We start from the raw sequence: 12035 nt of genomic DNA on the forward strand, positions 1-12035 counted from the left end.
TCCCGCTCCCGGGCGGGTTCAGGCGGCGTCCAGCTCCGCCAGTTCCTGCGGTGTCAGGGTGAGGTCGGCGGCGGCGAGCGAGTCGCGGATGGTGGCGGGACGGCTCGCGCCCGGGATCGGGATCACCACGGGCGACGTGGCGAGCATCCACGCCAGGCACACCCGCTGAGGGCTCACCCCGCGCGCCTCGGCGATCCGGGCGAACGCGGTGTGTCCCGACCCCAGTTCACCGGCCTTGGAGATGCCGCCGAGCGGGCTCCACGGGAGGAAGGCGATGCCGAGTTCGTCGCACAGGCGCAATTCGGGCTCGCTGGAGCGGAACGCCGGGGAGAACTGGTTCTGGACGGAGGCCAGTCGGCCGCCGAGGATCTCGTTCGCCTGCCGGATCTGCCCGGGGTCGGCGTTCGAGATGCCCGCCATGCGGATCTTGCCCTCGTCCAGCAGGTCCCGGATCGCACCGACCGACTCCTCGTAGGGGACACGCGGATCCGGCCGGTGGAACTGGTAGAGGCCGATGGCCTCCACGCCCAGCCGGCGCAGCGAGTCCTCGCAGGCCCGCTTCAGGTGCCGGGGACTGCCGTCGAGCGTCCAGCTGCCGTCGCCGGGCCGGAGGTGCCCGCCCTTGGTGGCGACCAGGACGTCCCGGCCGCCGCCGTGGGAGGCCAGGGCCTTGGCGATGAGCGTCTCGTTGTGACCGACCTCGTCGGCGTCGCGGTGGTAGGCGTCCGCGGTGTCGATCAGGGTCACACCGGCGTCGAGCGCGGCGTGGACGGTGGCGAGGGAACGCTCCTCGTCCGGCCGCCCCTCGATCGACATGGGCATCGCGCCCAGCCCGATCGCGCTGACCTCGACGTCACCGATGCGGCGGGTGTGCATGGCTCGTGACCTCTTCCGGATGTCGGGCGATGGTGCCCTCCAGCCTGGTCTCCCGGCGGCCGGGGGTCCAATAGAAGAAGGAGAACGCATTCAGCACCCGGGCCACTGAATCGCGATCCGGGTGCCCGGACCTGACGGCCGGGCCCGACGACGTCCCGGCCGGGCGCCTACCGCTTCCGGGTGCCATCGAGCTGCGGACCGGCCGTCCGGGGGGCATGGTGGGGCTATGGACGGTCAACCCCCTGTGGTCGTACAGCCGCCCGCGACGGACGGCGGACGGCTGGTGACCATCCGCGGCGAGAGCAAGGGCGTCGCCTACAGCCTGTTCGACGTGCTCGACCTGGTGCACCGCGAGGGCCTGCCCACCACCGACACGGCCGTGGACGACACCGAGCTGATCGAGTGGCGGGGCGGCGGTCCGTACGACTGGAACAGCGGGGCGGCCGAGGAGAGCTGAGCCGCCGTACGGCGGCCGCCGCCGTTCCGGGCGGTGCCGTGCACGTGCCCCGGGCGGCGGCCCGTGGCCCGGGCGGCGCCCGGCGGGCCGTTGCCGGTTCCCGGGGCCACGCTGCCCGAAAAGGGCCACTCGCCCTCTTCCGGGAGGTTTCTCATGGTCTCGCGTCTCAATCCCTACCTCACCTTCAACGGCGAGGCCCGGCAGGCGATGGAGTTCTACCGGCAGGTCTTCGGCGGCACCCTCGACCTCAACACCTACGGGGACCTCGGCCAGGCGGACGCCCCGAACGCCGACAGGATCATGCACGGCATGCTGCAGACCCCGAGCGGTTTCACCCTGATGGGCGCCGACAACCCGCCCGGCATGGAGTCCGCGCCGGGCAGCCCCTTCTCGGTGAGCCTGAGCGGGGACGACGAGGCCGAGCTGCGCGGCTACTGGGAGAAGCTGTCCGAGGGCGGCTCGGTGTCGGTTCCGCTGGAGAAGCAGATGTGGGGTGACGTGTTCGGCATGTGCACGGACCGCTTCGGCGTCCCGTGGATGGTCGACATCAGCGGGTCCGAGAGCTGATGCGGCGGCACCGGGGCCGGAGCCGCGGACCCCGGCGCGCCAGCCGGTCAGCAGCCGGTGAGGACGACGAGCTGCTGCGTCGCCCTGGTCATGGCGACATAGCGGTCGACCGCTCCCCCGACGCCGGTGCCGTAGCCCTCCGGGTCGACGAGCACCACGAGGTCGAACTCCAGCCCCTTCGACAGTGCCGGAGTCAGTGACCGGACCCGGGGGCTGGCCGGCCGGAACGCGCGATCGCCGATGACGCAGGCGATCCCCTCGGTGTGTTCGGCCAGCCAGGCGGCCAGGACCGGCTCCAGTTCCGCTGTCGAACCGTGACGGACGGGCACCCCGCCGGTTCGGACGGACGTCGGCACGTTGGCGTCCGGCAGCACCGCGCGGATGACCGGCTCCGCCTCGGCCATGATCTCCCCCGGAGTGCGGTAGTTGATGCTCAGCGCGGTCGTCGTGACCCGGTCCAGCCCGATCCGCCGCAGCCTGTCCCGCCACGACTCCGTGAAGCCGTGCCGGGCCTGGGCGCGGTCCCCGACGACGGTGAAGCTGCGGGAGGGACAGCGCGCGAGCAGCATCTGCCATTCGGCGTCGGTCAGTTCCTGTGCCTCGTCGACGACGACGTGTGCGAACGGGCCGGCCAGCCGGTCCGGATCGGCGGTGGGCAGTGCGCTGTCGTCGACGAGGGAGTCGCGCATGTCCTGCCCGTGCAGCATCACCAGCACGCCTTCGCCGTCGTCGTAGGTGTGGGCGTGCAGCAGGTCGTCGACGACGTCCGCCATGCGCTCCCGCTGGGCGGCGAGGGCGGCCCGGTTGCGCCGCTCGCGCCGGAACGCGTGCGGGTCGCCCAGCCGCCGGCGTGCCGCGTCGAGCAGCGGCAGGTCGGACACGGTCCAGGCCCGGGGGTCGTCGCGCTGCAGGGTGCGCACCTCCTCCCGGGTGAGCCAGGGGGCGCACAGACGCAGATAGGCGGGTACCGACCACAGGTCGCCGACGACGTCGGCCGCTTCGAGGACCGGCCACGCCCGGCCGAAGGCCTCGGCCAGCTCACGGTCCCGCGCCAGGTGCGCGCGCAGCACGTCGTGAGCGGCGTGGCCGTCGTGCCGGCCCGCCAGGACGGTGAGCAGTTCCTGCCAGACCTGCTCCCGTGCCTCGTTGTGCGGCGTGCCGGGTTCGGCCGCCTCGAACGCGACGGACCAGTCGGTGGCGCTCACGTGGATCTGCGACCACGGGGTGGTCACCGTCAGGGCGTCGGCGGGCGGTTCCTCGTAGAACCGGACGGCCGTCTCGATCGCCCGCACCATGTCCGCCGAGGCCTTGAGCCGGGCCGCCTCCCGGTCGCTCTCCTCCCCCGCCGTGGCGCCCTCGTCGACCAGGTCGCGCAGGATGCAGGTCTGCACGCCCTCCTCGCCGAGACCGGGCAGGACGTCGGAGACGTACGACAGGTAGGGCCGGTGCGGGCCGACGAACAGGACGCCGCCGCGGCGGTGGCGGGCCAGACGCGGGTCGGAGTGGAGCAGGTAGGCGGCGCGGTGCAGGGCCACGACGGTCTTGCCCGTGCCGGGGCCGCCGTCGACGACGAGGGCGCCCCGGGAACCCGCGCGGATGATGGCGTCCTGGTCGGCCTGGATCGTCCCGAGCACGTCCCGCATCCGTGGCGAGCGGTCGGTGCCCAGGCTCGCGATGAACGCGGACTGGTCGTCGAGCGCGGCGTGGCCACCGAGGGCGTCCGGGGCGAACACCTCGTCCCAGTAGTCGCCGACCCGGCCTCCGGTCCAGCGGTATCTGCGGCGGCTGGCCAGGCCCATGGGGTTGGCGTGGGTGGCGCCGAAGAACGGCTCGGCGGCGGGGGAACGCCAGTCGACCAGCAGCCGGTGCCCTTCGCTGTCCGTGAGGCCGAACCGTCCGACGTACACGGGTCCGGACCCGTCCTCGGCGACCATGCGCCCGAGGCACAGGTCGAGGCCGAAACGCCGCAGGGCGCGCAGCCGGGCGGTCAGCCGGTGGATCTCGGCGTCCCGGTCCATGGCCTGGCGGCCCTTGCCGCCGGGCGCCCTGCGCTCGGCCTCCAGACGCCCGGACAGGTCGGCGATCGACTGCTCGAGGCAGTCGGCGAGGGCGGTGAAGTGGCGCTCGTCCTCCGCGATCAGCTCGGGTCGGGCCTTGTGCGCGAGGCGGTCGGGGAGATCGAACGCGCTCGTGGTCGCAGGGGTCACGTCATGCTCCCGTTTCCGCAGGTCATGGGGTCAGGCCGGTCATTGTGCGGGAGGCGGGGGGCCTTGCCGCAAGGCCCCCCGTGCGCTATACCTTGAAAGCGGCAAGGAGAGGACTCCTTGCCTTTTCTGTTGCGCGCACCCTCCCGTCGGCCGGCCCCGCCCGTGTGTCAGGCTCGTCCTCCAGGCACTGGAGAGGCGGCGGCATGCGCATAGGACTGCTCGGCACCGGACCATGGGCGCGGATGGCCCACGCACCCGCTCTGAGCGGACACGAGGAGCTGGACTTCGCGGGCGTGTGGGGCCGCCGGCCGGACGCCGCGAGGGAACTGGCCCAGCAGCACGGCGTGCGGGCCTACGACGAGGCGGACGAGCTGTTCGCGGACGTGGACGCGGTCGCCGTGGCGCTCCCTCCCCAGGTGCAGGCCGCGCTGGCGGTGCGGGCGGCACGGGCCGGGTGCCACCTGCTGCTCGACAAGCCCCTCGCCCCGACGGTGGAGCAGGGGCGGGCCGTGGTCGAGGCCGCTCAGGCGGCCGGAGTGGCTTCGGTCGTGTTCTTCACGACCCGCTTCCAGCCGGAGCCCGGGGCCTGGATCGAGGAGCAGGCGGGAGTGCCGGGCTGGTTCACGGGTCGCGCGCAGTGGCTCGGGGCGGTCTTCAGCGGTGAGAGCCCCTTCGCGACGCCGTGGCGGCGCGAGAAGGGCGCCTTGTGGGACGTGGGCCCCCACGCCCTGTCGGTGCTGCTGCCGGTCCTGGGCGACGTGCGGCGCGTGACGGCGGCGGCGTACGGCCCGGGGGACACGGCTCACGTCGTCCTCGACCACGCCGGTGGCGCCTCCAGCACCCTCACCCTGAGCCTGACGGCGCCGCCCGCGGCGGCCGGTGCCGCCGTGGAGCTCCGTGGCGAGGCGGGGGTGGCCCTGCTCCCGGAGAGTTCCGGCGGTGCGGTGCCCGCCCTCCGGCGCGCCGCGGACGCCCTGCGCACCGCCGCCCGTACCGGTCGCCCGCACGCGTGCGACGCGGCGTTCGGCCTGCGTGTCACCGAAATCCTCGCGGCGGCCCAGGAGTTGCTGGACAGCGGCCCGCACCGGTGCCCGGCGGGCTGAGGACCTGCCGGGAGGGCAGCGCGTCGGCTGAACGCCGCCGGGCGCACTCCCGTTCACGGTTCTCCGGCGGTCCGAGGACCCCGGCGGAGGGGAGACGCGCCCGGTGATCGTGACCCGGGCGCGCTCCGGTTCCGTCGGCGGCCGGTCCGTCAGCCGGTGCCGGGCGGCTCGAAGTTGAGCCGTTCCTTCACCACCGGGTAGCCGGCTTTGGCGAAGTGGGCGGCCATGGGGGCGTTGCCCCGGTCCGTGGCGGCGGCGACGAACTCGGCGCCGTGCTCGACCAGGAAGTGCGTGCACTCGGCCAGAAGGTCGTAGGCGTAGCCGTGGCCCCGCTGTCCGGGCAGGACGCCGATGAAGCCGACGCACGGGCCCGACGGGTTGTGCGCCGGGATGTGGATGCCCACCGGCTCGCCCTCGGCGGTGTGGGCCACCTGCCACCACTCGCGCGGCGACGGGCACCAGTGGAAGAAGTCGAGTTCCTCCTGCGCCGCCCGGTCGGGTCCGCCCTTCTCGATCGCCCTCAGCGCGTGGGCGTCGAGGGTGACGGAGTGGATGCGGCGCAGCGCGTCGAAGAAGACGGCGTCGTCCGGTTCGGGCCGGAAGGTGAGGCGCCCGGGCCGTTCGGGCAGGCCGACGGCGGGGGTCCAGCGGTACAGCAGGCGTTCGACCAGCAGCTCGTAGCCGGCCCTGCGGGCGGCGGTGGCGCGGGCCTCGGCCGCGGCGCGCAGGGCGGGATCCTCGCGCCAGCCTGCGGGCAGGTTCACCTCCAGTTCGACCTGCCAGGGCGCCGTGCGCAGCAGGGCCGCGCCCGCGTCCTCCTCGCCCTCGGCCACGTCGAACCAGTTGACGTTGACGGGCTCGGTGTCGTCGGGGCCGCCCCACCAGGCGCCTCGGGCGACGACCCGGCCGTCGCGCAGGGCCACCCGCTTCCAGTCGGGGCGGTGCCGGGTGTGCCGGTGGCCCTCGCGGGCGCCCAGCGGGTCGGGCAGGGTGTCGAAGAGTGCGGCGTCGCTCGCGTCGAGCGCGCGGATGACCGGATCGGTCATGGGTGTCCTCCGGGACGGTGCTGCGTGGAGCGCTCCCGGGGCTCAGGCACTGCACGCCGGGACGACGGGGAGGGAGCGCGGGATCGGTGTGAACTGCACGGCTCTGCCCTCCTTTCCGCTCGTCTCGGGGCGTGACGCGGGCCACGCTACGCGATCACCTCCCGGACCGTCCACCGCATTACGGCGAAGCTCAAGTGGCCCTTAAGAAGTGGTTAAGCGAGCCTCAGCAGCCCCGACCGATGCCGGATTTCACGGGATTTCCCCAGGTGCACGGGTTGGCGGGGACGAGGTCCGTCCGTAGCATCCGGACCCGAGAACGGGCATGAGAGCGCTCTCATGCCGCCCCGTACCACCGGAGGCCCCCCACATGACTCCTCGTCACCAGCGTCCCCTCACCCGCCGCAAGCTCCTCGCCGGAATCGGCGGTGCCGCCGTCGCCGCCCCCGCCGTCGCCGCGCTCGCCCCCCACGCCCTGGCGGACGCCCCCGCGCGCACCCCGAAGGCCGCCGCGGCCCTGCCCCTCACCCTGGTCAACGACAGCGGCTCCTTCGGCAACGCGAGCGTCCACGTCTACGTGGTGGGCAACGCCGAGGGCCGTCAGGTGCGGCTCACCCCCGAGGGCACCCTGGCCCCCGTCGCCCTGTCCGACAACGGCCCCGACGGTTTCGCCGACTACGCCATCGACCTGGCCGGCGGCGGCGAGACCCGGCTGTCCCTGCCCTATATGTCGGGCCGCATCTACGTGTCGCTGGGTGCCAAGCTCAAGTTCAAGGTCGTCACGGACGGAGCCGGTGATCCGGCCCTGCAGTACCCGGCCGGCTGGGTGCCTTCGGACCCCAACTACGAAGTGCTGCACGACTGCGCGGAGTTCACGTACAACTCCTCGGGCATGTTCTGCAACACGACCATGGTCGACATGTTCAGCGTGCCGCTGAGCATCAGGCTGACCGGTGCGAAGGACCAGACGACGGGCACACTGCGCGACGGCGGCCGGGCCGCGGCGTTCGACGCGGTGCGCCGGGTCCCGGAGTTCGAGCGGCTCGTGGTGGACGACACACGGATCATCGCGCCCGGCCACGGGCTGGACGCCGGGCTGTTCGCCGAGGACTACCTCGCGCCCTACATCGACGAGGTGTGGAGCACGTACACCGGCCGCGACCTGCGGGTGACCACCAACGCGGGCACGTTCACCGGCCGCGTGCGCGGTGAACGCCTCACCTTCTCCGGCCCCGCCGAGGTGTCGTTCGGCAAGCCCTCCACCCGTGACGTGCTGTTCTGCGACGGCGCCCTCGCAGCGCCCAACGACGGCACGACCGGCCCGGTCGCCGCGATCCTGGGTGCCGGGTTCAACCGGTCCACGCTGCTCGCCTCCGCGGCGCAGCCGACGACCGACCCGGCGTCCTTCTACGGCACCGGCCTGACCAACCACTACGCCAAGGCCATGCACGCGGCCGCCGAGGACGGCCGGGCGTACGGTTTCGCCTTCGACGACGTGGCGGACTTCGCCTCGTACATCCAGGACACGGCACCCACCGGTTTCCGGCTGACCCTCACACCCTTCTAGGGCCGTTCGGCCGTCGCACGTGCGGGGCCCGGCGTGCGACGGCCGGTGCGGCGTTGCAGCGTGGTGGTGTGAGCGGAGCACGTGTCCGGCTGCCGCCGCGCCGGGACCCCGACGGGGACCGGCGCGGCTGGCTGCGCGGCGCCCCACCGCCCCGGTGGGCCCGGGTGCTGCCGTCGGCGCTGCTGGTCGTGGTGTGCCTGGCCGAGCTGGTCAGCCCGGAGCCGCTCGACATCGGCTTCCTGCTGGGCGCCATCCCGCCGCTGGCCGTCCTGGCGCACGGGCCGGTGCTGACGGCGGTGCTGGGGACGCTGGCGGTGCTGGTGCTGACCACACCGATCTTCGAGCTGGACGACCCCGGCAACACCGATCTGCTGACGGTGTGCTTCGTGTCCCTGCTGAGCGTGCTGCTGTCGTTCGTCCGCAGCAAGCGCGACGCCCAGCTGGTCACCGAGCGGACCGTCGCCGAGGTCGTGCAGCGGGCCGTCGTGCCCCCGCTGCCGGAGCGGGTCGGGCCGGTGCGCTGCGCCGGGCTGTACCGGGCCGCGCAGAGCGGGACGCTCGTCGGGGGCGACTTCTTCGACGTACGGGCGGGTCCGTACGGGGTGCGGGCGGTCATGGGCGACGTGCAGGGGCACGGGCTGTCGGCCGTGGCCACGGTGACCTCCCTGCTGGGCGCCTTCCGTGAGGCGGTGCTGGACCAGCCGGACCCCGGGGCGGTCGCGGCGCGGCTGGACCGGAGGCTGACGGTGGACTCCGCCGACGACCCGCACGCCGAGCTGTTCGCCACGGCGCTCCTGCTGGACTTCTCCGCGGACGGCGGGACGGTACGGATCGTCGCGTGCGGCCAGTCCGGGCCGCTGCTGCTGCGGGACGGCCGGGCGCGGGAGCTGGACGTGGAGCCGGGCACGCCCCTGGGCCTGGGGCTGGCCGGGACCGGCCCGCCCGAGGTCGTCACGGTGCGGCTGCGCTCCGGGGACCGGCTGTTCCTGGCATCGGACGGCGTCACGGAGGCCCGGGACTCCACCGGGGCCTTCTATCCGCTGGCCGAGCGGCTGCCGGGCCTGGTCCGGGAGGATCCGGCGGCCCTGGCCGAAGGCGTGTGGTCCGATCTGCTGCGGTACTGCCCGGACGTGCGGGACGACGTCACGATGCTGGTGCTGGCGCCGGAACCGCGGGTGCCCTGACGCACAGCGGCCGGCGGCGGCCCGCGTGATGCGGGCCGCCGCCGGCAAGCCGTACGGCCGGTGCGTCAGTCCTTGATCTCGCAGACGTTGCCGAACGCGGGGTTGAGCAGGCCGACCACGTTGATCGTGTTGCCGCAGACGTTGGCGTTGATGCTGACCGGGATCTGGACGACGTTGCCGGAGAGAACGCCGGGGCTGTCGGTGGCGATACCGACGGGGCCCGAGTCGGCGCTCGCCGTACCGGCGAAGGCCAGCAGGGCGGCGCAGGCCAGGCCGGCCGCGGCGGTCACACGTGTGCGCATGGAAAAGCTCCTGTCAGTCGCAGGGACACGTGACTCCACCGTCACCCCTCGTAGCGCTGCGCGACATCCATAGGGGTCCGAACGGGGTGCACGGGCCCTTCCCGTCCTCTCCGGATGCACGCGGCGCTCCGGCGGGCAATGGTGATAGCGGACCCTTTTCAGCACCGGGGCCACCAGTGATCCGGACCCTAGGAGCAGAAACATGTCGACCTCACAGCCCGCCGCGAGCCAGTCCCCCGAGGACCGTTGCACCCCGGACCGTCTGCTCCACGCCCGCACCGGCACGGACGTGTCGGCGGAGGACCTCGTCCTCGCCTCGGGCAAGGATCTCACCCCGCACAACCTCGAGTGGGCCGAGCGCAAGCTGGCGGAGGAGGGGCCGGCGGCCATGGAGAAGCTGCTGCCCTAGCCGGCGTCCCCCGCACTGACGAGGCCACCGACCCGGAACACTCGGGTCGGTGGCCTCGTCAGTGCGGGGGACGCCGGGCGGGGCGTCGAGAGGGCGGTGACGTCGGCGGCCCCGCCCCCGCCAGCGCGGGTCACGCGCGTTCACCGCAGCGGGCGGTTCACACCCTGCCGTCGTCCTCCGGGAGGGCGGTGTCGTCCTCCACGACGTGCATGGCGGCCTCCTCCGCGCCGGCCGCCCCGCCGTCGATACCGATGTCGGTCGCGACGGCGTCCTTCTCGGTGTCCTCGTGGGCGCCCTCGTCCGGGGCGACCAGACGGCCGGCACGGGAGGTGCCCGCCTCGGGGTCGACCGGTTCGCCGTCGCTGTCGAGGCTGTCGCCCACTCCGTCGCCCACCGGCTCGGCGGACACGTCCGGGACCTCCTGGGACAGCCGCTCGTCGAGCGTCTCGCCCTCGTGCTGCTCGGCCGCGGTGACGCCGCGCTTGGTCACGCCCAGCGGCTTCTCCGGCGGGGAGTAGCCCTCCTCGACCATGTCGTCGTAGGTGCGCTCGTCGAGGGCGTCCTGCATGTCCAGCGGCGACGCGTCCTCCTGCTCCTCGTTCGTCCCGGTGGGCTGGTACGCGTCGTCCGCCATCTGTTCGGAGTCCATCCGTTCCGTGCCCATCACTTGCCTCCCTGTCGCGCCCTGCGCGACGTGTCCGTTCGGATCTGCCCGTTCCGCGTTTCCCGTTACGCGGGCTCTAACCTCGGCGGACGTCCGCCGCCCCGCGGTGAACGCCCGGCGGCGGTCAGCGGTCGGCGTCGCGCCCCGGCCGGGGGGCGACGCGCACGTCCAGGTCCGAGACGCGGTGGACCGGCCAGTCGCGGGCGTAGCGGGGCGCGGCGCCGCCGGCCGGGGTGATGTGGGCGACCGGGACGCGGTCCGCGGTGTCCAGGATGCCCGCGGCCGTCATGTTCTCGTTGTTGCCGGACGTCGCGCCCGAGGAGCAGCCGGTGTAGTAGCCGATCGGGATGGCCTCGTGGCCGGTGAGCAGGCACGGCGGCCGGACGCCGAGGCGGTGCAGCGCGTCGGCGGTGCGGTCCCAGTCGACGCGGTTGGCGGTGTTGCGGGTCACCGCGCCGTGCAGCACGGCGATCTGCACCGCCAGGTGTCCGGCCAGGCCGAGTGCGACCAGGGTGGCGGCCACCGGGCGCCACGTCCTGCGCGGTGTTCTGACCAGGTACCACAGCCCGTCGGCGACGGGGATCGCGAGCAGGGCGTAGGCGGGCTGCAGGAAGCGGGGCGCGGCGTAGCCGATCATGAACAGGTACGGCAGGGCCGCCGTGGCCGCGCAGGCCAGCGGGAGCAGGGTCCGGTCCAGGCGCCGGGCCCGGCCCGCGACGACCAGGCCGAGGCCGGCCAGCACCGGCAGCGCGAACCACCAGGCGAAGACCACCGGCTCGGGCATCGGCCCGGTGCACGGCCGGCACAGGGCCCGGCCCCCCAGGCTGCGCAACTGGTCGTCCACGGCGATCTGCCAGCCCAGCCCGCCCTGGATGCGGGACGCCTCCGCCAGCCGCTGCCCCAGGCCGCCGAAGCCGGCGTACGCCTCGATCACCCACGGCACCGCCCCCGCCGCCAGTCCCGCGACGAGCGGGACGAGCAGGCGCCGGTGCCGGACCAGGGCGAGGACCAGCAGGGGCACGCTCACCCAGACCGCGTCGGTGGGCCGCATCCAGGCCATGAGCGCGGCGCCGGCGGCGAGGCCCCACAGCGCACGGGGTGAACGGCCCGCCCGGGCCCGCAGGAAGCAGCCCGCGGCGGTCAGGGCGCCGATGGCGACCCAGTAGTTGGGCATGGCCTGAGGCCCGTAGAAGACGGTGACCCACAGCGAGGCGAACAAGGCGCCCGCGGTCACCAGGACACGCGTCGGGAACAGGCCCCGCCAGCAGCGCAGGGCGAGGTAGAGGGCGAGACCCGACAGCAGGGCCAGGTAGACGCGCAGCAGCGGGACGGACGACGACCAGGAGGCGACGGGCGCGACCAGCAGGGACACGCCGCGGGACCGGGGCGCGCTGAAGAAGGCCGCGGGGTGGTGCGAGGTGACCTGGCTGACGTAGACGATCTCGTCCCAGCCGAGGCCCAGCACGGGGCGTACCAGCACGAGCTGGGCGAGGGTGAAGACCGCGGCGAGCGAAGCGAGCGGCCGGTCCACGCGCCGCGCGCCGCGCGCGCCGGGAGGTCCGGCGTGGTCACGTCGTCGCCTCCGGACGAGGAGGGCGTTCGCGCCGTCGGTCATCGTCCACCCCTTTTCCGCTCGCCGTCGGGCCGTCGCGACCT

Annotated in this window: 12 protein-coding genes; 6 read left to right on the forward strand and 6 right to left on the reverse strand. The window is 73.9% G+C overall.

All coding sequences use genetic code 11. The annotated features are described in order from the left end of the window. Nucleotides 1-18 precede the first annotated feature (18 nt). On the reverse strand, nucleotides 19-876 hold the full coding sequence (locus Q5694_RS14055) for an aldo/keto reductase (protein WP_333933199.1): 858 nt from the start codon (nucleotides 874-876) through the stop codon (nucleotides 19-21). 226 nt (nucleotides 877-1102) lie between these two features. On the opposite strand from Q5694_RS14055, the gene Q5694_RS14060 reads away from it, so the two are divergent. Together Q5694_RS14060 and Q5694_RS14065 are read left to right on the forward strand one after the other, a co-directional pair. Continuing rightward, entirely contained in the window at nucleotides 1103-1333 is a 231-nt protein-coding gene (locus Q5694_RS14060) for a hypothetical protein (protein ID WP_333933201.1), read from the forward strand. A gap of 153 nt (nucleotides 1334-1486) precedes the next feature. Next, a complete protein-coding gene (locus tag Q5694_RS14065; protein ID WP_333933202.1) occupies nucleotides 1487-1900 on the forward strand; it encodes a VOC family protein in 414 nt (137 codons plus the stop codon). 47 nt (nucleotides 1901-1947) lie between these two features. On the opposite strand, the gene helR is transcribed toward Q5694_RS14065, so the two are convergent. Continuing rightward, on the reverse strand, nucleotides 1948-4107 hold the full coding sequence (helR, locus tag Q5694_RS14070) for an RNA polymerase recycling motor ATPase HelR (protein ID WP_333933203.1): 2160 nt from the start codon (nucleotides 4105-4107) through the stop codon (nucleotides 1948-1950). Nucleotides 4108-4310: 203 nt separating this feature from the next. Here helR and Q5694_RS14075 point away from each other — a divergent pair, with 203 nt between their 5' ends. After that, nucleotides 4311-5210: a Gfo/Idh/MocA family protein gene (locus Q5694_RS14075; protein WP_333933205.1), complete on the forward strand. Its 900-nt coding sequence runs from the start codon at nucleotides 4311-4313 to the stop codon at nucleotides 5208-5210. Nucleotides 5211-5359: 149 nt separating this feature from the next. Here the strand turns inward: Q5694_RS14075 and Q5694_RS14080 are convergent, their stop codons facing one another. Beyond that, entirely contained in the window at nucleotides 5360-6256 is an 897-nt protein-coding gene (locus tag Q5694_RS14080; RefSeq protein WP_333933206.1) for a GNAT family N-acetyltransferase, read from the reverse strand. Nucleotides 6257-6623: 367 nt separating this feature from the next. Between Q5694_RS14080 and Q5694_RS14085 the strand changes: the two genes are divergently transcribed. Further along, on the forward strand, nucleotides 6624-7820 hold the full coding sequence (locus tag Q5694_RS14085) for a glycoside hydrolase family 64 protein (protein ID WP_333933207.1): 1197 nt from the start codon (nucleotides 6624-6626) through the stop codon (nucleotides 7818-7820). Between the two features lie 68 nt (nucleotides 7821-7888). Next, nucleotides 7889-9004 carry a PP2C family protein-serine/threonine phosphatase gene (locus tag Q5694_RS14090; protein ID WP_333933208.1) on the forward strand — a complete coding sequence of 372 codons (1116 nt, stop codon included), beginning with the start codon at nucleotides 7889-7891 and terminating at the stop codon, nucleotides 9002-9004. Nucleotides 9005-9069: 65 nt separating this feature from the next. Here Q5694_RS14090 and Q5694_RS14095 read toward each other — a convergent pair whose 3' ends face one another. Next, nucleotides 9070-9306 (reverse strand): chaplin, encoded by a 237-nt coding sequence (locus Q5694_RS14095; protein ID WP_333933209.1) that lies wholly within the window; start codon nucleotides 9304-9306, stop codon nucleotides 9070-9072. Nucleotides 9307-9508: 202 nt separating this feature from the next. Here Q5694_RS14095 and Q5694_RS14100 point away from each other — a divergent pair, with 202 nt between their 5' ends. Further along, entirely contained in the window at nucleotides 9509-9715 is a 207-nt protein-coding gene (locus tag Q5694_RS14100) for a hypothetical protein (protein ID WP_333933211.1), read from the forward strand. Nucleotides 9716-9872: 157 nt separating this feature from the next. On the opposite strand, the gene Q5694_RS14105 is transcribed toward Q5694_RS14100, so the two are convergent. Then, the gene (locus tag Q5694_RS14105) at nucleotides 9873-10364 is read right to left on the reverse strand and encodes a DUF5709 domain-containing protein (protein ID WP_333933308.1); all 492 of its coding nucleotides are present in this window, start codon (nucleotides 10362-10364) and stop codon (nucleotides 9873-9875) included. Between the two features lie 139 nt (nucleotides 10365-10503). Continuing rightward, the gene (locus Q5694_RS14110; RefSeq protein WP_333933212.1) at nucleotides 10504-11994 is read right to left on the reverse strand and encodes a hypothetical protein; all 1491 of its coding nucleotides are present in this window, start codon (nucleotides 11992-11994) and stop codon (nucleotides 10504-10506) included. Nucleotides 11995-12035: the final 41 nt, after the last annotated feature.

The organism is Streptomyces sp. AHA2, assembly GCF_036857595.1.
In the GTDB taxonomy this organism is placed as follows: Bacteria; Actinomycetota; Actinomycetes; order Streptomycetales; family Streptomycetaceae; genus Streptomyces.

What these genes read in the sequence shown, in the direction of transcription:
- Q5694_RS14055 (WP_333933199.1), bottom strand. Translation starts at nt 876, where the DNA reads ATGCACACCCGCCGCATCGGTGACGTCGAGGTCAGCGCGATCGGGCTG.
- Q5694_RS14060 (WP_333933201.1), top strand. Translation starts at nt 1,103, where the DNA reads ATGGACGGTCAACCCCCTGTGGTCGTACAGCCGCCCGCGACGGACGGC.
- Q5694_RS14065 (WP_333933202.1), top strand. Translation starts at nt 1,487, where the DNA reads ATGGTCTCGCGTCTCAATCCCTACCTCACCTTCAACGGCGAGGCCCGG.
- Q5694_RS14075 (WP_333933205.1), top strand. Translation starts at nt 4,311, where the DNA reads ATGCGCATAGGACTGCTCGGCACCGGACCATGGGCGCGGATGGCCCAC.
- Q5694_RS14080 (WP_333933206.1), bottom strand. Translation starts at nt 6,256, where the DNA reads ATGACCGATCCGGTCATCCGCGCGCTCGACGCGAGCGACGCCGCACTC.
- Q5694_RS14085 (WP_333933207.1), top strand. Translation starts at nt 6,624, where the DNA reads ATGACTCCTCGTCACCAGCGTCCCCTCACCCGCCGCAAGCTCCTCGCC.
- Q5694_RS14095 (WP_333933209.1), bottom strand. Translation starts at nt 9,306, where the DNA reads ATGCGCACACGTGTGACCGCCGCGGCCGGCCTGGCCTGCGCCGCCCTG.
- Q5694_RS14100 (WP_333933211.1), top strand. Translation starts at nt 9,509, where the DNA reads ATGTCGACCTCACAGCCCGCCGCGAGCCAGTCCCCCGAGGACCGTTGC.
- Q5694_RS14105 (WP_333933308.1), bottom strand. Translation starts at nt 10,364, where the DNA reads ATGGACTCCGAACAGATGGCGGACGACGCGTACCAGCCCACCGGGACG.
- Q5694_RS14110 (WP_333933212.1), bottom strand. Translation starts at nt 11,994, where the DNA reads ATGACCGACGGCGCGAACGCCCTCCTCGTCCGGAGGCGACGACGTGAC.